Source organism: Vibrio clamense (assembly GCF_050337905.1).
In the GTDB taxonomy this organism is placed as follows: domain Bacteria; phylum Pseudomonadota; class Gammaproteobacteria; order Enterobacterales; family Vibrionaceae; genus Vibrio; species Vibrio cortegadensis.
Window position 1 is genome coordinate 40,373 of record NZ_JAKJTJ010000026.1, and the last position, 26,995, is coordinate 67,367.

General features: G+C 42.1%; 19 protein-coding genes. 13 read left to right on the top strand and 6 right to left on the bottom strand.

Annotated features, from left to right (window positions below; translation table 11 throughout):
* Positions 1-105 precede the first annotated feature (105 nt).
* The 6 genes from L4C39_RS14585 to L4C39_RS14610 all read left to right on the top strand — a co-directional run bounded on the left by L4C39_RS14585 (position 106) and on the right by L4C39_RS14610 (position 6,077).
* Positions 106-720 carry a YfgM family protein gene (locus L4C39_RS14585; protein ID WP_017053773.1) on the top strand — a complete coding sequence of 205 codons (615 nt, stop codon included), beginning with the start codon at positions 106-108 and terminating at the stop codon, positions 718-720.
* Between the two features lie 12 nt (positions 721-732).
* Entirely contained in the window at positions 733-1,890 is a 1,158-nt protein-coding gene (gene bamB / locus L4C39_RS14590; protein WP_017053774.1) for an outer membrane protein assembly factor BamB, read from the top strand.
* A 175-nt stretch (positions 1,891-2,065) separates the two neighbouring features.
* Positions 2,066-3,550 (top strand): ribosome biogenesis GTPase Der, encoded by a 1,485-nt coding sequence (gene der / locus L4C39_RS14595; RefSeq protein WP_017053775.1) that lies wholly within the window; start codon positions 2,066-2,068, stop codon positions 3,548-3,550.
* Positions 3,551-3,677: 127 nt separating this feature from the next.
* Positions 3,678-4,553, top strand: coding sequence for an alanyl-tRNA editing protein (locus L4C39_RS14600; protein ID WP_429746602.1), 876 nt, complete (start codon positions 3,678-3,680; stop codon positions 4,551-4,553).
* 284 nt (positions 4,554-4,837) lie between these two features.
* Complete coding sequence (locus L4C39_RS14605) at positions 4,838-5,845, top strand: sensor domain-containing diguanylate cyclase (RefSeq protein WP_017053777.1); 1,008 nt, start codon at positions 4,838-4,840, stop codon at positions 5,843-5,845.
* Positions 5,846-5,849: 4 nt separating this feature from the next.
* A complete protein-coding gene (locus L4C39_RS14610; protein WP_017053778.1) occupies positions 5,850-6,077 on the top strand; it encodes a zinc ribbon domain-containing protein in 228 nt (75 codons plus the stop codon).
* 92 nt (positions 6,078-6,169) lie between these two features.
* Here the strand turns inward: L4C39_RS14610 and xseA are convergent, their stop codons facing one another.
* Positions 6,170-7,519 carry an exodeoxyribonuclease VII large subunit gene (gene xseA / locus L4C39_RS14615; protein ID WP_429746691.1) on the bottom strand — a complete coding sequence of 450 codons (1,350 nt, stop codon included), beginning with the start codon at positions 7,517-7,519 and terminating at the stop codon, positions 6,170-6,172.
* A gap of 222 nt (positions 7,520-7,741) precedes the next feature.
* On the opposite strand from xseA, the gene guaB reads away from it, so the two are divergent.
* From guaB to L4C39_RS14635, 4 genes are all read left to right on the top strand, one after another.
* Positions 7,742-9,205, top strand: a complete 1,464-nt coding sequence (guaB, locus tag L4C39_RS14620) for an IMP dehydrogenase (protein WP_017053780.1) — start codon at positions 7,742-7,744, stop codon at positions 9,203-9,205.
* Positions 9,206-9,288: 83 nt separating this feature from the next.
* Complete coding sequence (guaA, locus tag L4C39_RS14625; protein WP_113796563.1) at positions 9,289-10,842, top strand: glutamine-hydrolyzing GMP synthase; 1,554 nt, start codon at positions 9,289-9,291, stop codon at positions 10,840-10,842.
* A gap of 228 nt (positions 10,843-11,070) precedes the next feature.
* Positions 11,071-12,801 (top strand): chitinase, encoded by a 1,731-nt coding sequence (locus L4C39_RS14630; protein WP_171756921.1) that lies wholly within the window; start codon positions 11,071-11,073, stop codon positions 12,799-12,801.
* Between the two features lie 235 nt (positions 12,802-13,036).
* Positions 13,037-13,633 (top strand): acetate uptake transporter, encoded by a 597-nt coding sequence (locus tag L4C39_RS14635; RefSeq protein ID WP_017053783.1) that lies wholly within the window; start codon positions 13,037-13,039, stop codon positions 13,631-13,633.
* 139 nt (positions 13,634-13,772) lie between these two features.
* On the opposite strand, the gene L4C39_RS14640 is transcribed toward L4C39_RS14635, so the two are convergent.
* Together L4C39_RS14640 and L4C39_RS14645 are read right to left on the bottom strand one after the other, a co-directional pair.
* Entirely contained in the window at positions 13,773-15,320 is a 1,548-nt protein-coding gene (locus tag L4C39_RS14640) for an alanine/glycine:cation symporter family protein (protein ID WP_017053784.1), read from the bottom strand.
* Between the two features lie 329 nt (positions 15,321-15,649).
* On the bottom strand, positions 15,650-16,906 hold the full coding sequence (locus tag L4C39_RS14645) for a D-amino acid dehydrogenase (RefSeq protein ID WP_429746607.1): 1,257 nt from the start codon (positions 16,904-16,906) through the stop codon (positions 15,650-15,652).
* A 170-nt stretch (positions 16,907-17,076) separates the two neighbouring features.
* On the opposite strand from L4C39_RS14645, the gene L4C39_RS14650 reads away from it, so the two are divergent.
* Positions 17,077-17,985, top strand: coding sequence for a LysR substrate-binding domain-containing protein (locus L4C39_RS14650; RefSeq protein ID WP_429746693.1), 909 nt, complete (start codon positions 17,077-17,079; stop codon positions 17,983-17,985).
* A 48-nt stretch (positions 17,986-18,033) separates the two neighbouring features.
* Here L4C39_RS14650 and L4C39_RS14655 read toward each other — a convergent pair whose 3' ends face one another.
* Entirely contained in the window at positions 18,034-19,542 is a 1,509-nt protein-coding gene (locus L4C39_RS14655; protein ID WP_017053787.1) for a sensor domain-containing diguanylate cyclase, read from the bottom strand.
* A gap of 392 nt (positions 19,543-19,934) precedes the next feature.
* On the opposite strand from L4C39_RS14655, the gene L4C39_RS14660 reads away from it, so the two are divergent.
* Together L4C39_RS14660 and L4C39_RS14665 are read left to right on the top strand one after the other, a co-directional pair.
* A complete protein-coding gene (locus L4C39_RS14660; protein WP_429746610.1) occupies positions 19,935-20,696 on the top strand; it encodes a substrate-binding periplasmic protein in 762 nt (253 codons plus the stop codon).
* Positions 20,693-22,858: an HD domain-containing phosphohydrolase gene (locus L4C39_RS14665; RefSeq protein ID WP_429746612.1), complete on the top strand. Its 2,166-nt coding sequence runs from the start codon at positions 20,693-20,695 to the stop codon at positions 22,856-22,858. Before L4C39_RS14660 ends, L4C39_RS14665 begins: the two co-directional genes overlap by 4 nt.
* Before the next feature lie 154 nt (positions 22,859-23,012).
* On the opposite strand, the gene L4C39_RS14670 is transcribed toward L4C39_RS14665, so the two are convergent.
* Entirely contained in the window at positions 23,013-24,638 is a 1,626-nt protein-coding gene (locus L4C39_RS14670) for an endonuclease (protein ID WP_017053790.1), read from the bottom strand.
* A gap of 334 nt (positions 24,639-24,972) precedes the next feature.
* The gene (locus L4C39_RS14675; protein WP_429746614.1) at positions 24,973-26,994 is read right to left on the bottom strand and encodes an alpha-amylase family glycosyl hydrolase; all 2,022 of its coding nucleotides are present in this window, start codon (positions 26,992-26,994) and stop codon (positions 24,973-24,975) included.
* Position 26,995 lies beyond the last annotated feature (1 nt).

Here is a 26,995-nt window from a genome sequence, read left to right on the forward strand (position 1 = left end):
AATATTTATTGAGGGGTGAGAATAAGCTCGTCCTTCAATGGTTAGAATTAGTCTGAAGTGATCAAATTGAATCCACTTTAGAAACAGAATAAAAGAGGACAGGAAGTGGAACTCTACGATAGCGAAGAACAACAAGTTGAAGCGATTAAAGATTGGTGGAAAGAGAACGGTAAAGCGGTAATTTTTGGTGCAGTTCTTGGCTTAGGTGGTCTTTTTGGCTGGCGCTACTACCAAGATGCAGCTCTTGAGGCTCGCGATCTTGCTTCTGAAAGCTACATCAAAACCATCACCACACTGACTGAGCAAGGTGCAGACGCGCAAGCTCAAGTACAAGGTTTTATTGATGAAAACCAAGATATCGAATATTCGGTATTAGCGGCACTTCAACTCGCAAAAGTTCAAGTGGATGCAGGCGAGTATGACAACGCGCTTAAGCAACTAGAGTGGGCGAAAGCGTCAACCAAAGATGCCGCTTTAGCACCACTAGTTAGTTACCGCGTTGCTCGTATTCAAGCTGAGCAAGGTAACCTAGATGCAGCGATGGCTGAACTCAATACTATCACTGATGATAGCTGGACAGGTCGTGTTGCGGAACTTCGTGGTGATCTAGCACTTCGTCAAGGTGATAAAGACGCAGCTTACCGTGCTTACTCTGAGGCTCAACAAGCCGCTGATGCAAGCCAAGGCCTCAAATTTAAGCTTGATGATCTTGCTAAATAAGGGCAATCATTGATGAAAAAGATGTTCAACAAAGCTCTCCTCTGCGCTGTCGTCATTGGTACAATGGCAGGTTGCGCAAGTGAAGAAGATACGGTCATCATGGCTCCTGTGCCAGTGGTATCGAGCGAGTTTACGCCTAGCATCGACTGGTCTGCATCGATTGGTGATGGTGTCGGGCACTATTTCTCGAAGTTAACGCCAGAATTAGCTTACAACAAAATCTTTGTCGCAAGTCGCGATGGTGTTGTCAAAGCATTAGATCCTGAAACAGGCAAAGCGATTTGGGAATCGGATCTTGAACAAGATGTGATTGCTCGTTTATCCGGTGGTTTAGTTGCCGCTTACGGTCAAGTTTACATCGGTAGTGAGAATGGTGAAGTCATTGCTTTGAACCAAGAAACGGGTGAAGAAGCGTGGCGTGCTGAAGTGAATGGGGAAGTATTAGCGGCACCTGTAGCTGAAAATAACTTAATCATTGTTCATACCAGTCGCGGAATGTTAATTGCGCTAGATAAAGAGAATGGTGAGCAGAAGTGGACGATCAGCACCGACGTACCTAACTTAACATTGCGTGGTGATAGCTCTCCCGTTGCGGTTTCAGGCGGCGTGTTCTGGGGAACGGCAAACGGACGTTTAGCCGCAGCCATTGTTGAACGTGGTCAACTAATTTGGCAACAACCCGTTGGAACACCAAAAGGCGCGACTGAAATTGATCGGTTGGTTGATGTCGATGCTTCTCCGATTGTGTTAGGTGGAAAGCTGTATACCGTTGGTATTAATGGTCAGTTAATGTCGATTGATCTTCGTTCTGGAAAGCCAGTTTGGAAGCGTAACTACTCTTCTGCTATCGATATGGGAAGTGACGGGCGAAGCTTGTTTGTTGTGACTGATAAAGATCATATCGCAGCGGTAGATGCTCGAAGTGGTACAGAGCTTTGGAGCAATGATCAGTTAGAAAATAGACTGCTAACGGCACCTAGCCTTATTAATGGCTATGTCGTTGTGGGTGACAGCGAAGGCTATCTACACTGGATCGATCGTAACTCTGGTGAGTTTGTCGCACAGCAATTTGTCGATAACAGTGGTTTTGCCATTGGTCCTATAGAACTGGAAAATGGTTATTTAATCGTCACACGTGATGGTGATGTAAAGAAACTGCAGATCAAATAAGATAACGTGATATAATTCACATTCGGCTCCTAGTTGGTAACAGCTAGGAGCTGTTTTATTACTGAAATATGGATATCAGTAAAATAAAATATTGTGTGGTTATAGGTAAATACACCAAGAATGGTATTAGAATTTACCTATAACTACATCAGACTAGAAAATTTTAGAGGTTGTTATGGTTCCTGTTGTTGCTCTTGTTGGGCGTCCTAATGTAGGTAAATCTACGTTATTTAACCGTTTGACGCGTACTCGTGATGCGTTGGTTGCGGATTTCCCTGGTTTAACACGAGACCGTAAGTATGGCCATGCTCATTTGGGTGAACATGATTTCATCGTAATCGATACTGGCGGTATTGATGGAACGGAAGATGGTGTTGAAACTAAAATGGCTGAGCAGTCGCTAGCGGCGATTGATGAAGCTGATGTTGTGCTATTTATGGTAGATGGCCGTGCGGGTCTGACACCTTCTGATGAAGCCATTGCAACGCATTTACGTAAAATTGAAAAGCCATTCATGCTTGTCGTGAATAAAGTGGATGGTATTGATGCGGATGCTGCTTGTGTTGAGTTCTGGAAACTTGGCGTATCAGATATGTATCAAATTGCCGCGGCTCATGGCCGTGGTGTGACGGCGATGATTGATCTTGCGCTGACACCATTTGCTGAAAAACTTCAGAATGAAAGTGGCGAAATTGTTGATCTGACGGATATTGAAGATGCTGAAGAAGAGCAACTTGAATACACTGAAGCTGAGGCTGAAGAAGAGTACAAACGTCTACAAGAGCAACCAATTAAACTCGCAATCATTGGTCGCCCAAACGTAGGTAAATCAACACTGACTAACCGTATTCTGGGTGAAGAACGCGTTGTAGTATACGATATGCCAGGTACGACACGTGACTCTATCTATATCCCAATGCAACGTGATGAGCGTGAATACGTATTGATCGATACGGCGGGTGTTCGTCGTCGTAAGAATATCAATGAAACAGTAGAAAAATTCTCAGTAGTGAAAACACTGAAAGCCGTTGAAGATGCAAACGTTGTGTTGCTGATCATTGATGCTCGTGAAAATATTTCAGATCAAGATCTCAGCTTACTGGGCTTTGCTCTGAACTCTGGTCGTTCTATTGTTCTTGCCATTAATAAATGGGACGGTTTGGATACCGATACAAAAGAGAGCGTGAAGAAAGAGCTCGATCGCCGTTTAGGCTTTGTTGATTTTGCTCGTATTCACTTTATCTCAGCTTTACACGGTACTGGTGTTGGTCACTTGTTCGAATCTGTGCAAGAAGCTTACAAATCAGCGACGACACGTGTTGGTACTTCAGTTCTAACTCGTATCATGAAAATGGCAACGGATGATCACCAACCACCATTGGTTCGCGGACGTCGTGTTAAACTGAAATACGCGCATGCGGGTGGTTACAACCCTCCAATCGTTGTTGTTCACGGAAACCAAGTTAAGTCGCTTCCTGATTCGTACAAACGTTACTTAATGAACTACTACCGTCGTTCTTTGGAAATCATGGGTACACCAATTCGTATTCAGTTCCAAAACAGTGACAACCCGTTTGAAGGTAAAACAAATAAAATGACATTGTCTCAAGAACGCCAACGTAAACGCGTGATGGGAATGATGAAAGGCCGTAAGAAGTAGTTAACGGTCAAATGCGAAATGAATAAAAAAAGCGCCTTCGTTATGTAGATAACGGGCGCTTTTTGTCTATCTGAAGGCGATAATTCTCCTTCGGTAGCGACGAACACTAATTTAAGAAGGTTATGTCATGCAAATAAGACCAACAAAAACCCTGTTTTGCCACGATACTTGGCAGTTAAAGTCTGAAATTCAATTAGTAAACAGACAAGATGGGCAGACTTATATTGTTGTGAGAGAGACGCCATTTCACCCTGTCAGTCATATCTGGCCAGATCATCCCGCAGATAGAGGAACGATCACTTTTGGCGAACATGAATATTGCGTGTCAGATTGTCAGGTTGGGGCTATTGAATATGAAAGTGGGTCATTGTATGTGGGGAAAGCGATCCCTGTAAAACGCGACACCGACGGTTGGAGCTTTGTTGTTGTTCACTGTTTGTCCGGCTCTGAAGTTGATTTAAATATAGGAAATGTCGTTTGCCTTAATGTTGATAAAGAATACCAGCAGAGCTTAAGCCGTGGACATAGTGCAGGTCATATTGCGTTTTTAGCACTGAATAAGGTACTTGCGCAGAGCTATTGGCGAAAAGATGCTGATCGAAAAGATCCTTTAGGACATTTTGATTTTAATAGCTACGCACAAGAAACCAGTTTTGTGACACCTGATCGATGCGATGATGTGTATCGACTTGGAAAAACATTAAGAAAGCGCGGGCTTAATACGGCAGACGTTTTCGCTGAATTAGCGGATATTGAGGTAAAAGTTAATCAACAAATTGGTGAATGGCTATCAACAGAGAGTATGGTCAGTATGAGACTAGATGGTGAAAGCTTAACGGACTCTAGATATTGGCAATGGCAACTCCCAGGGCATGATTTAGCGGTTATACCTTGCGGTGGAAGTCATATTTCATCGACGTCCGAGTTGGGTTCAATCTGTGTTTCTCTTATCCAGAAAGATGCACAAAATATTGAAATGCACACCCATGTAAAAACGATATAAGCCATACTCCGACCTTTTTAATATGCTGAAAATACTTTAACTAACATTATTATTTAGAGTTTTTGTCTGCTCAAAATTGAAATGCAGCATATGTAACTTATGCTTTCGGTGTGTGGTGATATAAATATTCTTTTAGGGGTAGATCGCTGATCAATCTAGATAAAGCAAAAGATCATATAACGATCTTTCACTCTGTATCGCTGTACGATACTTATGCTATCATCGCGTCGCAATAGAGCATGATGAGTTCATCGAAATAATAAATAGTAGAAAGCAGTTTAAGTATGGAATACCTTTTTTTATTAGACGCGCACCGTTCGGTGAACGTATTACTGCATAAATTAGCCCTTGGTATGGAACGAACGGTACTGAATCGAGAAATCATACAGTTGACTGAACATCTGTTTGGAAAACGTAAAGCGTCGATATTAATGCTCAATTCAGAATCTGGAACCTTGCATCTTGAATATGCTCCCAATTTGCCTAGCTTTTATAGTCAAGCCATTGAAGGTGTCGCTATCGGTGAGAATGTTGGTTCGTGTGGTGCTGCTGCTTTCTTAAAAAAACCGATTATTGTCGATGATATTAATACACATCCCAACTGGTCCCCATTCACCGAGTTGACTCAACAGGCAAATCTGCATGCATGTTGGTCAGTTCCTATCATGACCTCTAAAGGCTCAGTATTAGGAACATTTGCTATTTATAGCGAGTATCCATCCATACCGAATGAATTTGAGTTAGAGATTTTAGATTTATTAGCCTCGTTGTACTCTGTTGCCTTAGAGAAGTATGAACTGGAAGTACAGCTAAAATTTCATGCGGACAGAGATTCGCTGACTCATTGTTATAATCGCCGAGCTTTATTGAAGAAAGCGTCACTGCTTCTTAAAGAGCGCTGTTTTGGTCAGAAGATAATGGCCTGTTTGTTCATTGATATAGATAAATTTAAGTATATTAATGACACTTTTGGTCACCAATTAGGCGATGAAATCTTAATAAAAGTGGCTGATACATTAACGGATTCAATGGTGCACTGTGCCAAAATTGGGCGTTATGGTGGTGATGAGTTTGTCGCATTTAGCTGTTTTACTTCAGAGCAAGAGGCTCAACAATTTCTTCTTTATCTGAATGGACAGTTAGAAACTGTATTAAACGTGAATAATCATCAATTTTCAGTGAGTGTTGGCATGGCATGTAGTAAGCAAAATGAAGAGGTTGATCTGCCTTTTCTCATTGCTCAAGCCGACAAAAATATGTACAAAATTAAACAGAATAAAGTGAAGTGGTGATCTTATGAGTGGAAATATTTGCCCGAAGTGCGAACAAGAATTAGATTGGGATGGCCGTTACGTATGTAAACCTTGCAATCAACACTGGACAAAATCTGCGTTTTGCCCTGAGTGTGATGCGGAGTTAGAAAAGCTTCAAGCTTGTGGTGCTGCAAGTTACTTCTGTAATGCAGCATGTAACGAATTAAAATCTAAATCACGAGTGAAGTTCGTATTTACAGCTGTTGAGTAGTGTATTTGTCACTGTTGAAAAAAGCCTAAATATCTTCTCTTGTTTTCAGAGATATTTAGGCTTTTTCATTTGAGTTGGAAATGATTCGCTTTCTAGCTTGAAGCCGGAGTGATGGAGACGACATTTGAGTGGATAATACCATCTTCTACTTGTGTGGTAAGTGCTTCTCCCACCGATACATCTTTCACCGATGCGATGACACGGTTCTCGTTATCTGTAGAGTGCGTAATTGAATACCCACGTTTGAGCGTCGCTAACGGACTTACGGTTTCAAGCTTCTCTGCTGCCATCGCAAGTTGGTGTCTTGTCGTCAATAGCTTTCGATCCATCGCGTCTAATAAGCTCTGCTCAGCCTTCTGCATTTTTAGTTTTTGCTCGGCCAATCGCCTAATTGGAGAGTTAAGCTGTAAACGATGCTGTTTTCGTTCAACACCTTGTTGATGCCCAGAAATAAATCTTTGAATAGAAAGGTTTAATCTGTTTTCCAGATCATCTAGTTGCTGGCTCTGACGTTCTAACTGATAGCTAGGGTGGTACTTTTCTAATGTGTGCGATAAATGCTGAACATGATGGCGCTGCTCTGATAAATAGAGCTGTATCGCGGAAGTAAGCTTTTGTCTTCGACTGTCAATCGACTGAGTTTTGTTACCTTGATCTCTACTGACTAACTCTGCGGCAGCGGAAGGAGTAGGCGCACGCATATCAGCAACAAAATCAGCAATGGTAACGTCGACTTCATGCCCAACGGCACTAATGATTGGGATTCTGCTCGCCGCAATGGTGCGGGCGACGATCTCGTTATTAAAGCACCATAGATCTTCTAGAGAGCCACCGCCACGGCCAACGATCAATACATCACATTCATCACGTTCATTTGCTCGTCCAATCGCCTGAGCTATTTGAATGGAGGCACTATCGCCTTGCACCATGGTTGGGTAAACAATGACTGGTAAGCTAGGATCTCGGCGTTTGAGCACATCTAGGATGTCAAACAGAGCTGCCCCTGTTTTAGAGGTGATAACACCAACGCATTTAGGGTGATCTGGAAGAGGCTGTTTATTACTTTGAGCAAATAACCCTTCAGCCGCAAGGTTCATCTTTAGTTGTTCGAACTCTTGTTGTAACCGACCATCACCTTCTGGTTGCATACTGTCGATGATTAACTGGTAATCCCCCCTTGGTTCGTACAGGGATAAGCGAGCTTTAACCAGAACTTGATTGCCATTGGCTGGTTTGAAGGTGACACGGCGGTTATTGCCACGGAACATGGCGCATTTTACTTGAGCGCGAGAGTCTTTAAGAGTGAGGTACCAGTGGCCAGATACAGGCGCAGAAAAATTGGAAATTTCGCCAAAAAGCCAAACAATCCCCATCTCATTTTCGAGTAATAGGCGAACTTCTGCGTTGAGGCGTGAAACGGTAAAAATATTGTTATTGCTCAGGGAAGACACGGCTAATCTCAGGGGACGTAAATATGGAAATTAGCCGCAAGATAATACATAGCAAGGGGGGGAATGCAAATTTAAAATAAAAAAATGTGTGGTCAAGCGATTGCGCTGTGCGTATAATCCGTCTGCAATATCAAATCCAAATCACTTTATTATGCGAAACGATAGAGTGGGATTTACTCCCTTTAACATCAACTATGTTGTGAGATATTGCAAATGCTACGAATTGCCAAAGAAGCTTTAACGTTTGACGACGTTTTACTTGTCCCTGCACACTCCACTGTTCTTCCAAATACCGCTGATCTTCGCACTCAGCTAACGAAGAATATTTCACTAAATATTCCTATGATCTCAGCATCTATGGATACAGTGACAGAAGCGCGCCTTGCGATTGCACTCGCGCAAGAAGGTGGAATCGGTTTTATCCACAAAAACATGTCTATTGAACAGCAAGCTGAGCAAGTACGCTTGGTAAAAATCTTTGAAGCAGGTGTTGTCTCTGCTCCGGTTACTGTTCGTCCTGATGCGACTATCCTTGATGTAAAAGAGTTAACAGAAAAACATGGATTCGCTGGTTTCCCTGTCGTTTCTGAAAATAACGAACTTGTTGGTATTATTACTGGCCGTGATGTTCGTTTTGTGACTGACCTTTCTAAGAAAGTTGACGTAGTAATGACGCCTAAAGCTCGCCTTGCTTCTGTTAAAGAAGGTGCAACTCGTGAAGAAGTTCAAGAGAAAATGCACGAAGCGCGCGTTGAAAAAGTTCTTGTTGTTAATGATGACTTCCAACTAACTGGAATGATCACTGCAAAAGATTTCCATAAAGCAGAACGTAAACCAAACGCTTGTAAAGATGAGCGCGGCAGCCTACGTGTAGGCGCAGCTGTTGGTGCTGGTGCGGGTAATGAAGAGCGTGTTGCTGCTCTTGTTGAAGCTGGCGTAGACGTTCTACTTATTGACTCTTCACATGGTCACTCTGAAGGTGTACTTAACCGTATCCGCGAAACTCGCGCCGCATACCCTGATCTACAAATCATCGGTGGTAACGTCGCAACTGGCGCTGGCGCTCGTGCTCTTATCGACGCAGGTGTAAGTGCAGTTAAAGTGGGTATCGGCCCAGGTTCAATCTGTACGACTCGTATCGTTACTGGTGTTGGTGTTCCTCAAGTAACAGCAATCGCAGACGCAGCTGAAGTGGCTAACGAATACGGTATTCCAGTCATCGCAGATGGCGGCATCCGCTTCTCTGGCGATATCTGTAAAGCTATCGTTGCTGGCGCATCTTGTGTGATGGTTGGTTCAATGTTCGCTGGTACTGAAGAAGCTCCGGGTGAAGTCATCCTTTATAACGGTCGTTCTTACAAGTCTTACCGTGGCATGGGTTCTCTTGGCGCTATGTCTCAAGGTTCTTCTGACCGTTACTTCCAATCTGATAACGCTGCAGACAAGCTTGTTCCAGAAGGTATTGAAGGTCGTATCGCATACAAAGGTCGTCTAAAAGAGATCGTCCACCAACAAATGGGCGGTCTACGCTCAAGCATGGGCCTAACCGGTTCTGCAACTGTTGAAGACATGCGTACTAAAGCTGAGTTTGTTCGTATCTCTGGTGCGGGTATGAAAGAGTCTCACGTACACGATGTTCAAATTACCAAGGAAGCGCCAAACTATCGTTTGGGTTAATAGCTAACCACATTATTTTGAAGCTTATGGGGATGATTAATCTTGTCCCCATCCAATAAATTAATTTTTGAGATTTCCCCCAAATGACAACTAACATCCATGATCAACGTATTCTTATTTTAGATTTCGGTTCTCAGTACACTCAACTTGTTGCTCGTCGCATCCGTGAAATTGGTGTTTACTGTGAGCTATGGAGCTGGGACGTAGAAGAAGCAGATATTCGCGAATTTAATCCAGATGGCATTATTCTTTCAGGCGGCCCTGAAAGTGTAACGGAAGAAAACTCGCCACGTGCTCCACAATATGTATTTGATTCAGGTGTTCCTGTCTTTGGCGTATGTTACGGCATGCAGACTATGGCTGAGCAACTTGGCGGTAAAGTATCAACGTCTACTGAGCGTGAGTTTGGTTACGCTGCAGTTCAAGTGACGGGTGAATCTGCGTTATTTAAAGATCTTGAAGCGACTCAAGATGTTTGGATGAGTCACGGTGATAAAGTGACAGAGATTCCTTCTGATTTCGTGAAAATTGCAGAAACAGAAACTTGTCCATACGCTGCAATGGCGAATGAAGAGAAAAAATACTACGGTGTTCAATTCCACCCAGAAGTAACGCACACCAAGAACGGCCTAAAAATGCTTGAGAACTTCGTTCTTAACGTTTGTGGTTGTGAAGGTCTGTGGACTTCAGCGTCAATCATTGAAGATGCCGTTGCACGTATTAAAGAGCAAGTCGGTGACGATGAAGTTATCCTTGGTCTTTCTGGTGGTGTTGACTCATCTGTTGTTGCAATGCTTGCCCACCGTGCTATCGGTGACAAACTAACATGTGTATTTGTAGATAACGGCCTTCTTCGTTTAAACGAAGGTGAGCAGGTTATGGAGATGTTTGGTGACCAATTCGGGCTAAATATCATCAAAGTGGATGCTGAAGACCGTTTCCTTGACGCTCTGGAAGGGGAAGCGGATCCTGAAGCTAAACGTAAGATCATCGGTCACGTATTCGTCGATATCTTCGATGAAGAGTCTAAGAAACTGAAGAATGCTAAATGGCTTGCTCAGGGTACCATCTACCCAGATGTAATCGAGTCTGCTGCATCTAAGACTGGCAAAGCACACGTAATCAAATCTCACCACAACGTTGGTGGCCTTCCTGATGATATGGAAATGGGCCTTGTTGAGCCTCTACGTGAGCTATTTAAAGATGAAGTACGTAAGATTGGTCTAGAGCTTGGTCTTCCATACAACATGCTTTACCGCCACCCATTCCCGGGTCCAGGTCTAGGTGTTCGTGTACTTGGCGAAGTTAAGAAAGAGTACTGTGATTTACTGCGTCGTGCTGATGCTATCTTCATTGAAGAGCTTCACGCTGCTGACCTTTACCACAAAGTATCTCAAGCATTCACGGTATTCCTACCTGTACGCTCAGTTGGCGTAATGGGCGATGGCCGTAAGTACGATTGGGTTGTATCTCTACGTGCTGTAGAAACGATCGACTTCATGACTGCTCACTGGGCACACCTACCATACGACTTCCTAGGTAAGGTATCTAACCGTATTATCAACGAAGTTAACGGCATTTCCCGTGTTGTTTACGATATTTCTGGTAAGCCACCAGCAACAATTGAGTGGGAATAATCCTCAATTGTAAGCGATAAGATTCAATCATATTAACCAGCTTTCGGGCTGGTTTTTTTATACTTTTTTTTTGAACCTACCTATCAATCCAACCTGACTCAGATGTTAGGCTTACGTAATTAATACTAACCGACTCGCAGTTCCTTAATGACGGCTAAATCAGAGCTACAGGTATAAGCTATTTGCTGTTTAGCTTAGTGGGATTTTATTACCTTAAGGGATTGGTAAATGAACAAATTTAACTATCTTGCCGTCATGGTTGGGGTCGCGGTTAGCCAGCCTGCACTTGCTTCTATGAATATACAGCCAGATCCACAAAATCCAACGGGCTACGTTGTTTCACGTGCTGAGTTACAAGCCATAGAGCAGCAGAAAACAGCAGACCCAATGTATGCTATCTGGTCGAAAGCGTTACAAACTCGCACCAATACGGTGGTTGAAGCGATCGAGCCCGGTTTGAACTCAAATCCTGAAAACGTAAAGCGCGTTGAGCATGTTTTCCCTCAACCTGAATGGGATTTTCTCACCCAGATGGCGGCGCCAGAATACACATACCAACGCTTTTTACGCGCTATCGGTAAGTTTCCCGCATTTTGTGGTGAGTATACCGATGGGCGAGACTCTGACGCCATTTGTAAAAAATCGATAGTGACGGCTTTTGCACACTTTGCGCAGGAGACCGGAGGGCATATTGCTAAAGAGAACACTTGGGACAATCCGCAAGGTTTAGAAGAGTGGCAACAAGCATTAGTGCATGTTCGTGAAATGGGTTGGTCGGAAGGGCAAGCAGGGTATACCACGGGTTGTGGGCAGAACGATTGGCAAAATGCTCGTTGGCCTTGCGCGGCAGGTCAGGGGTATTTTGGTCGTGGTGCTAAGCAACTCTCTTATCATTTTAACTACGGTGCATTTTCTGAAGTGATGTTTGATGGCGATGCAACCGTGCTATTGAATAATCCCGGTCTCGTTGCGGATTCGTGGTTGAATCTTGCTTCTGCCATTTGGTTTTTTTTAACGCCACAAGCACCAAAACCCGCGATGTTACACGTTATCGATAGAACGTGGTCACCTTCAGTCCGAGAAACAGAAGCGGGTATTGGTTACGGTTTTGGTACCACAATCAACGTGATCAATGGTGGTATTGAGTGTGGTGCTCAAAATCAAGATAAAGGGCAGCCTGTCAACCGCATTCGTTACTGGGAGGGCTTGTCGGATTATTATCAAATTCCAGTTGAAGCGGATGAAAAGAACACATGTTGGCAGCAAACCCCCTATGGAAGTTTGAACCTTGATGGTGCAAAAGATGTGCTTTATACCAACTGGGATGGTAACTGGAAGTATTATGCGGATCGCCCTGGAGGAGTCTCATTTGAATGTGAGTTAGTCGGCTTCCAAACGGCATATTCAGCATTAGTTGAAGGTGATTATGAAAAGTGTGTGGCTAATTTTTATGGCTCTCACGCGAATTGGCCTGAAATCCGAGTGGTGGATAAGCTTGACCCTGTAGAACCTACCGATCCAACGAACCCTGTTCCCGGTGTTGAGAGTTGGGATGCAAATAAAGTCTATACTGGTGGTGATCAGGTGAGCTTTCAAGAGAGCGTCTATGAAGCGAAGTGGTGGTCACAAGGCAATGTTCCTGCGAAAGGTGATCCGTGGAAGTTAGTTTCGGGCTCCCCAATACCAACAGAACCTACACCGACAGAACCAACCCCGGTAGATCCTGAGCCGACAGACCCTAACCCTACAGAACCTCCCGTTATTGACCCACCGGTCGTTGAGCCCCCTGTAGCGCCAGTGCCGGATACTTATATCGAGTGGAAACCTGGCGTTTCTCAAGTCAGTAACGGTGAGAAAGTGACTTATCTCGGAAAATGTTTCATAGCAAGAAATGGCCCAGGAGTATGGGAGTCACCATCGAGGAGTAATTGGTTCTGGGATGAAATTGTGTGCCAGTAAAGGTAATGAAGTACTTTGATGTGAGCCAAAGGACTTAATCCTGATTATCCGGTAATTATAGTGGTATAAGCCAAAACAGCAGGCGTTATCTTTAGGTTAGCGCCTGTTTACTTTGTGAACAAGTTAGTGTGTTATTTTGCAATCTTAGTTTTCGTTATCGTCTTTTCCTTTTTCCTCTTAGCTCCATTAAACTCCGCGCGTAATTTTTACTAATATTTTTGAAAGGTACTCCTTCATGTCAACAAAATTAGCAAACCCGGCTCCACTTGGCCTTATGGGTTTTGGTATGACGACAATCCTGCTTAACATCCATAATGCAGGTTTTTTCCCAATTGATTCAATGATCCTAGCAATGGGTATTTTCTACGGTGGTTTGAGTCAAGTGCTAGTTGGCATGATGTGCTTTAAACGTGGTGATACATTTGGTACTACAGCATTTACCTCATACGGTCTATTCTGGCTAACACTTGTTGGACTTATTGTTATGCCACACATGGGTCTTCCTGCTAGCCCTGCTGGTTTCATGGGTTGGTACTTACTGCTTTGGGGCGTATTTACAGGCTTCATGTTCATCGGTTCACTATGCTACCCGAAAGCAAAACAAGTGGTATTTGCTTCACTAACCGTACTTTTCTTCCTATTAGCGGCTCGTGATTTTACGGGTAGTGAACTGATCGGCACTATTGCTGGCTTTGAAGGTATCTTCTGTGGTGCATCTGCAGTTTACTTTGCAATGGCACAAGTACTGAACAACGAATTTGGCCGTACTGTTATGCCTGTTGGCGAACCGACAATCGGTCGTACTGTTGCTGCTCAAACTGCAACAGCATAAGTTATCGTCTAAATATCATTGTTAGAAGATAAAAGAAAAGGGTTAGCGATTAAGCTAACCCTTTTTCATATCCACTGCCTTTCTTAAATTTATCTAGCGTTATATTTTTTAGGTAACGTCTAGATTGTCATCTACCTTGTTAGGTCGATGGTTGTTCAACCGCTTGGGACTCTTTTTCTTTTGAGGTTGGAGCCTGGCCAGTTTTACGTTTGTACTTCTCTTCCCAGTAAGTTGCCCCTTCAATACCAAGTTTAACAGGGTTAAATGTATATTCAGTGACACCCGCTCGCTGTTGTTCTTCATAGTCATGCAGAGCTTTAACCGCAGGCTTAGACATGAAGAAGATAATGATAATACCGACGATGTTTAACCAAGCCATTAAGCCTACACCCACATCACCCATTGCCCATGCAAGGTTCGCTGTTTTTACTGTGCCATAGAAAACGGCTGTGATGAGAACCGCTTTTAGAACAAACATCATTCCAGGAATTTTGATGGTACGACGTAGGTAAGCGATGTTCGTCTCAGCAATGTAGTAGTAAGCAAGAATTGTAGTAAATGCGAAGAAGAATAGCGCAAATGCGATGAATGGCTTACCGATACCAGGCATTGTGCTTTCAATTGCCATCTGCGTAAATACAGGGCCATTAGCACCAATATTGGCCGCAAGGTTTTGAACTAAGAATACACCTTCTGCGCCACCATGAACGTTATAAGCACCAGTGATGATGATCATAAATGCGGTCGCAGAACATACTAGAAGCGTATCAATGTAGATGGAGAATGCTTGAACGAGACCTTGTTGAGCTGGGTGATCAACACTTGCAGCCGCTGCTGCGTGAGGACCAGTACCTTGACCCGCTTCGTTTGAGTAAACACCACGTTTAACACCCCAACCAATTGCAGCACCAAAGCCAGCCATTGGTGTGAATGCATCACCAACAATCATTGCAAAAACAGCAGGTACTTGACCAATGTTTAGAAGAATAATGACGAAAGCGACAATGATGTAAGCCAATGCCATGAATGGCACTACGATTTGAGTGAAGTTTGCAATACGTTTAACACCACCGAAGATGATGAAAGCAAGAATGATTGCGATAACAGTACCAGTAAAAATTTTGGCAAAACTAAAGGTGCCGATAGCTGTTTCGATCATATCGCCAGAACCGAACGCCGCTTCTACTGCGTTACCGATACTGTTCGATTGCACGCCTGGAAGTAAAATACCGCAAGCGAAAATAGTTGAAATAGCGAAGATCCAAGCGTACCACTTTTGACCCATCGCTTTTTCAATGTAGTAAGCAGGGCCGCCACGGAACTGACCTTCATCTTCTTCTTTATAGATTTGAGCCAGTGTTGATTCTGCGTATGCTGTTGCTGCACCGAAGAAGGCAACCACCCACATCCAGAATACCGCACCAGGGCCACCAAAACCGATAGCAGCAGCAACTCCAGCGATGTTACCAGTACCAACACGACCAGAAAGCGATACCGCAAGTGCTTGGAAAGATGAAATACCTTTGGTTGAACTTTTTCCTGATAGGAGTAAACGCCACATTTCAAAGAAGTGACGGACTTGTACAAAGCGGGTTAGAACCGAGTAGAACAATCCAGCACCTAAGCACAAATAAATCAGTACTGGGCTCCAGATTATTCCATTCAAAAAATCAACTATAGACTGCATGAGTATTTTCCCTGTTTAGTAATTGTATGGCTCTTGTGTTTCTTATGGTTGTTTTGTGTTCGATATATTAATCGACTTGTAACTCATTTGTTAACTGATTTATCTGTTTTAGTCTCGTAGCGTGACTACGGACACAAAATGCTAATAAAATGTTAAAACGCAGTTGTATCACTCCGTTAACGGTGGTGACGGTCATAGGTTTCGACAATGAATGACTATGCCTGTCGACGAATGTCTATTCACATTTTGATTTTCCCGCTAGCTTTTCATGCTAGATGAGGGGCGATTTTTGAATTTAATAACTGCTAATATTCATCTTGATGCATCTTTTAAGATTGATACCGAAACATATTGAGATCCGTGTCGTCGATCTCGCAAGGCGATCCAGAAACGATATCGGCAAGTAATTTTGCGGAGCCACAAGCCATTGTCCAACCTAAAGTTCCGTGTCCGGTATTGGTATAGAGGTTCAGGAAAGGGGTCTTTCCGATAATCGGTGTCCCGTCTGGCGTCATTGGGCGTAAACCTGTCCAAAATTCAGCATCATCAAATTCACCCGCTTGAGGAAAAAGATCACGTACGACCATTTCGATTGTGGCTTTGCGCTTTTCTGGTATTGAATAGTCATAGCCTGTTAGTTCAGCCGTACCTGCGACTCTAATTCGATCACTGAAACGTGTGATGGCGACTTTATAGGTTTCATCCATTACCGTTGATAACGGAGCTTGGTCCGGATCCTTGATTGGAGCGGTGAGTGAGTAACCTTTAACAGGGTAAATAGGAATGTTAATCCCTAACGGATGAAGCAGCTCAGTAGAGTAACTGCCCATAGCGACAACATATTGATCGGCGGTGAAAGTACCTTGATCGGTTTGGACACCAATGATCTGGTTATCTTCATATAATAGTTGTTCAATTTGGGTATTGAACTTAAAGGAGACCCCTGCTTTTTGGGCAAGCTCAGTCAACTGCTGGCAAAAGAGAAAGCAATCGCCGGTTTCATCCCCAGGAAGAAGTAAGCCTCCCACTAATTTTTCTTGTACAGCGGCTAACCCCGGTTCATGAGTAATGCAGCCTTCAACATCAAGCATTTGGTAATGGGTGCCACTCTCTTGTAAGAGTTTGAGGTCTTTTTGAATCGCTTGTAGTTGTTTCTGGTTTCGAAAAACTTGCAGTGTCCCTTTTTGTCTTCCTTGGTAATTAAGTTGATACGTTTCTCTTAAATCCGCTAAACATTGACGGCTATAGTTGGCAATGCTCAGCATGCGCTGTTTATTTTTGTTATATCGTGAGGCACTACAATTTATCAGCATTTGAGAGGCCCAGCTTGCGAGCTCGGGAGAAAGAGAGGGCTTTATCTTCAGTGGCGCATGCTCTTGGAATAGCCATTTTAACGCTTTTTGCGGGATCCCCGGAGCTGCCCAAGGGGAGGAGTAGCCATAGGATATTTGTCCTGCATTGGCAAAACTGGTCTCTTCAGCACTGCGGGGTTGACGATCAATGACCGTAACTTGATGGCCTTTGTTGGCAAGATACCAAGCAGAAGTTACACCTATTACTCCTGAACCTAAAACGATGATTTCCATTATTATTCCTGCCCATTATGCATTGAATCGTCGACTGAAGGTGTCTAATTCTTAATCTTTGTTACTGGCGAAATAGTGAGTGCTTTACATTTTTATAACAATCGATATTATTTGAATCCTGTTTATAGAAATTCTAAAGGCTGGTGGTTGTGAAGCATGTAAAAAGTAGCATGGGAAGTGGGTTGATTACTTTTGTCGAAACTGCCAAACATCGTAGCTTAACCAGTGCCGCAAAAGCGTTATGTGTAACGACGGGTGCGGTAAGCCAGCAGTTGATTCAGCTTGAAAATCAATTAGGTTTCACTCTGTTTCATCGGCACTCAAGAGGTATTCAATTGTCTGATGAGGGGAAAGAGTTACTTGATGTCGTTGAAAGCAGTTTAGAAGATATTGATAGCGTGATTGATAAGATATTGACGTCAGAAGTGGACAGTAATGAGATCCGTTTGAAGCTCACTCCATCTTTCGCTTTTAAATGGTTAGTGCCACGTTTAGAAAATTTTCATAAGCAATACCCAGATATTCAAATACAAATATTTGCGGAAGGAGCGTTGGTTGAAAGTGAGATAAAAGACTATGATCTTGCGATCGATTATGGCCCACTTCCTCATAAACATGCTGACTCAATGTTATTGAAGCCTGAATTACTGATGAAAGAGAAGTTGCTGCCGGTCATGAGTCCATCATATTTAAAAAGACATCCACAGTTAGAATCGACGAGTTTACAGCATTCTGATTTCGACTCAGTTGTATTGCTACATGATGCGATGCCGTGGGACAACGCGAGCAGAGATCTAGAGTGGAAATCATGGGCTTCAATCTATGGCGTTGAAATTAAAGTTAATCAAGGCCACTTCTTTAATCGAACTGATATGGCGATGTCGGCTGCGGAAGCTGGCGTTGGAATTGCGATGGCTCGTACCGCATTAATTCAAGATGAGCTACGAACCAAAAGATTGGTCACACCTTTTGAGCCCATACCTGCAGGAGCCGGTTATTTTCTAATATCCAATACCACATCACCAGCTGTTGAAAAATTCACGGCATGGTTGAGAGTGCAAATTAAGAATGAGTCCTGAAGCTCTGCCTCTTTGCCATAATTTCAAGCTGGTTTTGAACCATCACGTCTACTTATTTACGGGTTCACGATATACGACTACTTGGTTTTTGCCTCTTTCTTTGGCTTGATATAAAGCGACATCGGCTCGGTGTCGAAACTCATCTTCACCTTCGCCAGTATGCGTGCAAATACCAATACTAAGGGTGGCGTGTATATCTTGGTGGTGCCATTGCAAAGGAGAATTCGCAAGAGTGGTGCATAATCGGTTAGCGACTTCTATCGCTTTACTTTCTTCCGCATTCACAATGGTGATAGCAAATTCATCACCACCAAGCCTTGCGCACACATCAGATGAGCGAGTACAGGTTTTCAAGATTCGAGCAAGGTGGATCAGAGCTTCATCTCCCCCATTATGACCGTAGTTATCATTAATTGATTTGAAATTATCGAGATCAATGAAGGCGAGAGATACTCTAGATTTCCTCTCTAATACCTCTTTGAGATGAACATCAAAAGCTCTACGGTTCATGAGGTTAGTTAATGAATCATGCATTGCTAAGTAATTTAAATCTTTAGTTTTTTTAACTAACTCTTCTTCAACATATTTCTTTCGGGCATCCAATATGTTGACGATCATGAAGGCAAAGAGTGCTAGAAGTAAGCTTAAAAATAGCTCAATGAGCAATGTGATCCACTGACTTGGCGTTAGACTTAACTCTTTTGTTAACTCAAAACCCCAGACTCGATTATAGATGTTAATGCTTTCAAAGTAATATAGGTCATCTAGTATTCTTTCTACATTATTAGTAAAAAACTCTGAGCTTGAGCCATTAGGGTTAATCTCGCTGATTCGAATTGAAATATCATTTGTCGTTTGGATTTGAAGTAGCAGACTTTTAGTATATTTAGCAATATCAAGAACACCTACAACGATACCTATCATATGGTTATCGGATGGGTCGAAGACTGGGTAGTAGAGTAAAACGCCTTGTCGGCTTTTATCATTCTGAAAAAGCTCTAACTTTTCGGATATAGCAGGAAGTTTCGTGGTTTCAATATATCGAGCGACTTCTTGGAAATCTTCCGTGTCAGCGTAAAAACCAAGAAGTTTGATATTCTCTTTTGTTCGCGGCGTTATATCCGTCATGATATAGATATTATCAAACTCGAGTGGTAATCCCTTTTGAGTAAAGGTAAATGGTTCTGATTCTGGTGATATGATTTTGATCTTGTTGATTTTTTCTATGTATTTACGTGAGGTGGATTTTTCAAACCACTCTAGAGCTATGATTGATTGAGTTTGCCCAAGAACTTGCTCTGAAAATGAATCGAATCGGTCCCACTCATCTTCAGGCATGGTATGAAAAAAATTAGCAACAGACCCAATTTTTTCAATATCTCGCTCGACTAAAGTTTTGAGCATCGAGAGTTCAGTGTCAATATTCGCTTGGAATAACGCTTTATTGGCACTAGATTGGGTAAATATAGTGATAGACAAAATAGCCATAGTAACTATAACGACAGCAAGCAGAACACTTTTAGCGTGAGATGGCAGAAATATTTTTAGTCGATTCATTTACAGCTCATCAGGGTGCATAAGATTAATTAAGTAATAGTAATAGCAAATATTTCATAAGTTTCATATTAGGTTACAATTTAGTAGTGATCATGCTCTTAAAAATCAGAAAACCTGACATGCGTATTTTACAAGAGTGCTTTGCTAGATTTGTATTTTTATAAAATATTAAGATGTGGGAGTGAAAATATTAATTACATCATCTGACATTATTTGTATGTACTAGTTTTAATTTATTCAAAACTAAACTGGGTCTATTATTCACATAGCGCACATTATTCACTATACGGTCTGTTTTTTATTTGATAGTTTAGTAAAATTATTAATGTCAGTAGATAAATAGAATGAATGTTATAGTTCATGAAGCATAATAAAAAACAACAAGGTGAAGAATGAAAGCCATCAAGTGTATGGTGTGGAGTGCTGTTTGTGGTTTTCTCTATTCTTCATTAGCCAATGCGGTGTCATTAGATGTTGGGCTTATTGAAGGGGGAAGGGCTCCTTATTTTATGACCGCAACGGATGATCTACCAGATCACGGTATTTACGTCGATGCTTTACGTGAAGTTGGCGCTCAAACAGGGATAAATTTTCAATTCAAATATTATCCTCAAGCACGACTTCGAGCCTATATGAAGCATGGGATCCTAGATATAGAACCCGGAATCGATCCTAGCTGGAGAACTGAGCAAGGAGAAGAATCCATAAGTCTGTATTCTGATGTTATCCTTAGTTCAGATGAAGTTATCGTGTATAACCCTAAAGCGTTCATTTTACCTCCCTCTGTTGATGATTTTAAGTCGTTGCAGTTATGTACTTTGCTTGGATTTGATCTTTTTAATCAAGAACCTAATGCTAAAAAAAGTCACGATACATCAAAGGTAAAGCCTAATGTAGTCCGTGAAAATCAATTACTAAAGCTAGTTGAATTTGGTCGCTGTGATTATGCGATATTCCCTATCGATGTTATCAGTAAAAAAATAAAGCAATACGGACTTGAGATGACAAAACCTGTTGCAACTTACCAGTTAAGAATTAGATTACACCGAGACCGAAAGCTTTATTTAGAAGCAATTAACAATGCGATAGCTAATATGAAAAAGAGCGGAAAGCTGCAAGCTATAATCGATAGCTATACAAAGGGTAGCCAATGAACGTTTTAATCCAGAGTGTTGCTATATTCATGGTTGCACTAATGTCTTCGCTTAGTCTTGCATCTCCAGTTTCAAATACCAAAGACAGCAATGCATTACGAATGGCTAATGAGCTATCAGAGATTACCTCAGGGCTTGTTTATAATATGGATGAAGCTCAACTAAAGCGTACTATCCTTGCTATTCTATCTCAAGATGACAGTGTTAAAGCCGTAAGGGTTGTTGATATAGCCACATCAAGAGAACTCTTTTTATATTTTATCAATGATGGTGAAGCGGTCCTAGGCAAAGCGATTCCAGATGATTTTTCTAGATTTGATGTTGGTGAATCTAATATTGTGTTTAATGGGCATTTGATCGGTTCTGTCACTGTCTATAGTGAAGCCCCAAAAACACTAGCAGAAATAGACGGTACCGTTTCAAATCTAGGCTTACTGCTAATTGTATTTTTACTACTTACCGTTATTCTTTTCTTTATATTTAAAATATTAATCAGTGATTATCGAAGTAATAAAGTATACTTGGCTTTTGGTACAAAAAAGTTTGCTTATCTAGTGATGGGAGCATTGTCAACGTTTATTACTTTAAGCCTTGCAGGGAGTTGGTTACTATTAACTTATAATAAACAATCAATTGAAACTCGGTTAGAGGATTCATTTGTTCAGTATAATAAATCTTTGAATGAGTCTTTTGTATTAGATGGACATGTAAAGTCGAGTGTTTCTAGACATATTCTAAATAAGAAGCCACTACAAGATAGTGTCAGATATATAATTGATAATATTCGTTATGCTGATGCTAATGCTGTTCAGTCGTCTCGCGATACGTTAACGACGATCTTTGAACATTATGCTGGAATGGGATATGCGGGAGCGAAGTCCATTATATCATCTGATTTAGATGTCATTTATTCTTATGGTGATGCTTATCCCCTAGCTGAACTTGATATGTCGAAAACAAGTTCATTCATCCGAGCACTCAATGGCGAATCAAGCATATTACCAGCAAGAAAAGTGGCTGATCCGGAAAGTGGTATTGAGAAGTTTGTCCTGTTTTTTGCTATGCCATATCGTGATGTTGAGACCAAAAAGATAACAGCTGTCGTCATTATTGAGATGGATAATAGTAGTACTTACTTCGACAAGTTAGCCGTGTATCAGTTTGCTAAAACCGGAGAAATGATAGCCTATGATGGAAATGCAAATCAGCTATCTAGTCATCGTTTTCCACCACCAAACAAGTCAACTTCGGTTACTTTAAGCGATAGCGAGACCACTGGTGCTATTGAAGCGGTTAAAAATAGTAAGCGAGCTTACGATACTAACCGTGCATCAAGCCATCTCTATAAATTTGTCGATTATCGATCTAAAAATGTTTACTCCATGGTGTTTTGGAACCCATATGTTAATGCAGGAATGTTGATTAAAATTGATGAGGATGAGGTTCTTTTAGATTACGTTCGATTTAGAAATAGTATTATGCTTATTATCTTATCGATGGCCTTATTTACGGTTCCATCTATGATGTTTACATTATATGCGGGTAGTAAATCAAATCAGAAATTAAAAGACTCCCGGCAAGAGGTAATACGACGATTAGGGCATGCCGCTGAATTTAAAGATAATGAAACAGCGCTACATATTGTCAGAATGAGCCACTATTCTCGAGTGCTTGCTGAAAAATATGGACTGCCTGAGCATTTACAAATGAGTATTTTTAATGCGTCACCTATGCATGATATTGGGAAGATTGGTGTTCCCGACGCAATTCTTCATAAACCAGGAAAACTCTCAAGTGAAGAGTGGGATATTATGAAGAAACACCCTGAATTCGGTGCCGATATTATTGGGGAGCACTCTTTTGGTTTGTTAAAAATGGCTCGTGAAATTTCGTTGTACCATCATGAAAAATGGGATGGTACGGGATACCCATATGGAACTAAAGGTGAGGATATACCTATTTCAGCTAGGATCGTTGCCGTTGCAGATGTTTTTGATGCGTTAACCAGTGAACGTTCATACAAAAAAGCGTGGCCAATTGAGGATGCTATTCACCTTATTATTTCGGAATCAGGGAAGCATTTTGACCCTAAATTAGTAGAAGTGTTTAAGCACTCTTTAGTTGAATTTAAAGCGATTAAAAATAAGTATCACGATGCTTAATATAAATTGTGAACGCTACTTTTGGTTGTCATTATATTGTATGTAGCGGTATCTCCTTCGTACATTTAAAGTTGTTATCTAAATTTCAGATTATACTTAAATGACGAAGGATGTACTCAAAATAGCGAATCTAATGAGTTTTAATGTTAGAAAGTTAGTCCCCCCAAATAGCTGAAACAAACTCTGGATGATCAATAAATGGGTTGCGGTTACCTTGGAAATCTTGGACTGCTTGGTTACGATCAATCTCTTTTTGACTCACGGGATCATTTTGGTGCCAGCGTTTCAACATTGCCAGTAACCAAGGTTCAAATACCGTGGTGTTCGTGCCATTTAATACGGCATTTGAGCTGGTTGAATTTCCTTCCCAATTTGCAATTTCATTCTCATAACGTGTTGCCATATAGAAATAGGCACGAGCAAAGTCACCTTTAAACTCATCAATTGGTTCGAAAACGGTACCGGAATAACCTAAATTAGAAGCTGATGAACCGACTTTTGACCCATTACTTGATGTATAAGTTGCGCTGCCCACTTCGCCAAATGGCCAGTTGCTGCGTTTAGAATTCACGTAGCCATCAGTTGCAAATAAATGGTGACCATCAGAATTCATTGGCTCTACCTTGCCACCAAACCAGCTTTTAGGGAAAGAGTGCTCACGGTTATAACAATCGCCTTCTTTACTATATTGACCGCATTGATTGGTCACTTTAGTAAATTGCACGCTATCGCTGCCAGAAGGTTTCTCTGAATACATGTCTAGAATGGATCCATCTTTCTCAAAATAATTATCGATGTCTGCCACTTTCGTGAGTGCCCAAATCGCCGTGTAGCCTTGGCTATTGTGATTGTCGATAATTTGATACAACGAGGTTTTTAAACTAAAGCCTGTTTTACCTTCAGCGGCTTTGTAGTAATCGCCCAAGACTGGTGGCTCGGTAGGAGGTGTCGTCGTGGTATCACCCAGTGTGAAGCTGGTAACTTGGTTCGATTGGAAGTCACCACCAGAGGCGAGGGTTTTTCCATTCGCAGTTAATGTGTACGAACCGTTGCCTGTGCTACAACAAATACCATCGCCATAAGAATCTATAATTTCGAACTGATAATCGCCATCGCTTAGACACATCTCTTGATTGTTTGTTGTGTTATTGCTGTAACCTGTGCCGGAAAAAAGGGTTTGATTGCTGGCATTTTTAAGTGTCCAGCTTGTTTCTACAGCGTAATCATCGGTCACTAGAGTTAAGGTGGTGCTGGTATCTGTACAGCTTGGTGGCGGTGGTGTGACAGAATCCATTGGTCTGAAATTGTCTACATACACCGTTTCAGAACCATCAAATCCAGTGACATCGTAGAACCTTAAACCAACATTAATGTCTTTATTCGCAGTTGCAGTATAGCTAAAGCTAAGATCTTGCCATTGATTGGTTTGACCGTTATTTGAATAGCCCTGATAGCCATCGACGTATAGGCGGGCTTTTACCTTGCCTTCGGTATGGTACAGCGCAACGGAGAAATCGTACGTTTTCCCTTGCTCGACAGTAACGGTTTGTAAAAAATCAGTACTGCCTTGTGTACCAGTATTCACATCAATTTTTGCGGCCAATCCTCCCGTTTTTACTTGAGCTGATGTCGGAGATACTGAGATGCCGCTATCAATCGTGGTCCAGTTGCTCGGGGTGTTACCATTCCACTGTTCAAAGTCTCCATTCGTTATCTGCGCATAGGCGTTGGGAGTGCAAAGAAGGGCGAGGGTACTTAGTGTAATTATTCTATTTAACATATAACCTTCTGTTTAATGACATAAAAATCAATTAAGCATAAGAATTAACCAACAGGTTAAAGTGGATGTACGTCTCAAAAGAAACTATATGTAAGGTTACTTTTATTGATAAATGTGATGTTAATTCCAAGTCGCATTTGCTGTTGTTATGAGTTGGTGTGCAAGTTGTTGATATGCAGAATAGATAAAAAAGGGAATGCTTGCTGGTTAATGATCTTCATATAGTTTGAAAATCTCAGCACTGCATCCCCAATGTGGACTATGATCATTTGCTATTTGAAAGCGAACTATCTAGTAGCTCGCAACATAAAAGCGAGTAACGGAAAACTGGTCACTATTCAGCACATTTTGATGCCATGATTTTGAGTGGTAAACCCGTTTTATCAAATTTAAGGCTCCAAACATACTGTCCTTCATCCATAATTGTAACCGCAGTATCTTTACCGTAACCACCAAATTTTAATGGATTTTCTTTACCTAGTTTTAAGCTCAGTCCTGTCGCAGTAAATTGTGGGTGCCATGTTTTCGCTGCATATTGCATGCGGTAGCTACCAGGTTTCTCATTGGTTACGACTTGGTAAACACCATCACCTTTGTATTCAAATTTTCGGTGATCTTTGTGTTGCCATGCCGAGTCAGAGAAGTCACCGACCACATAGATTTTTTTCGGGATTGGGCCTTTCTCATCGAGCGTCGGGTTATCACATTGAGCCATGAATCCTTGGCCAATACCGTCGCTCACTGCGGCAGTCGCAACGGCTGGGCCTGCTTTTGATGGCTGCTCAATCTTAATAAATCGAGCCTCAAATGGTGATAGTGAAATGGTGTAATCATTCCCTTGTGCGCTGAACGTTTCCTGTGTTTGTAAATCTGATAGATAACCTTCAGAACCTATCTTTTCTTTGCTGAGAGTGATGGCTTGATCATCTGGCGTTAGGTTGACAGCATAAAGCAGTGCTTCTTGCTCTGTCTGCTTGTGATCGACATAAGCGATTTTATCGGCCATGACATTGATACGCTCGCCTTTCGACAGTGCAGGGTGCTCACTACGAAGTTTCATTAAATCAGCCACGTACTGTTTCAAATCTGATTCACTAGTATTCAGAGTGGCAGTGACACCTTCTATTTTTGCGCTTGAGCGAGCGACGTGATCATCACAAATCCCTTTGATGGCACAATCTTTCTCGACTTTCGCTGCGAAGTTATCGACTTGATCACCGATCTCATCACCGTAGTAAAGTGTAATTGGGCCTGTATAAGCGGCTTGGAAAGAGAATGCGGCTTTATGTCTCAGCCAATATCCAGCATCTTGTGGTTGTGCAATGCCACCACGCTGCAATAAGTCACCAAAACGAACGAGATCATGGTTACCAATCATTAGGTTAGGCTTAGCATGTGGTGGGTATAGAGAGTGTAAATTCATCCCTTCCGCTAGCCATTCCCCACCTTTATTACCAACACCTGCTTCATTGACCGCAAAAGTTTCCACTAAACGGTAGCGAACAGGGAAATCAAAAGCGGAGCATAGCGCAGGGTTTTGTTTCGTGCCATAACCTGTTTCTATGATGCGGTTCTCGCCAGCCCAAATCTCAGCAACCATATAGCCAAGTGGATTAACTGACTCACCTTTGTCGTTAAGGTAGGTTACTTGCTTTGATGCTTGATCTACGGTTTTTCGGATCTCTACCCACGCTTCTTTTGGTACTTGGTAAGCTTGATCTAAACGCCAGCCATCAATTTTTAGTTCTTTTACCCAGTACTCAGCAACTTCTTGATAAAAAGGGAGGCTCTCAGGGTAGTCAACTGGGTTATCTGCGCCCGCAGGCATCTTACCGGTTGGTGATGGAACAACATTGCCTTTGTGATGACCAAAGACACCATCGAAGAAGACATACATACCACGAGCATGTGCTTCATCAACTAACAGCTTCGCATCTTCAAGTGTCCCGAAACGCGGGTCTATTTCAAAGTAGTTGGTCGCAAAATACCCAGTGGCGTCTAAGCGGTCAGCCCAATGTTCCTGTCCGCCAACGGGAACAGAATTAAACATAGGTGTGAGCCATAAGCCATTCATGCCAAGTGACTGAATATAATCTAACGAGTCGATGACGCCTTGAATATCACCCATATGGTGGCTTGTTCCATACCCTGTACCATGGCCGATGCTTTCATCGCCATTAACAAAGCTTTCCACCATCACTTGATAGATACGCAGATCATCAGTTTGGCTAGTTTGAGACATTTCACAGCTGTATTTTGGCACTGTTGGTTGAGGTTCAGTTTTCGACGAAGAGCTGCATCCTGCAAGTAACGCAGCAGCAACCGCTAAAGTGAGTGTGGTAGCAGAGTGTTTCACG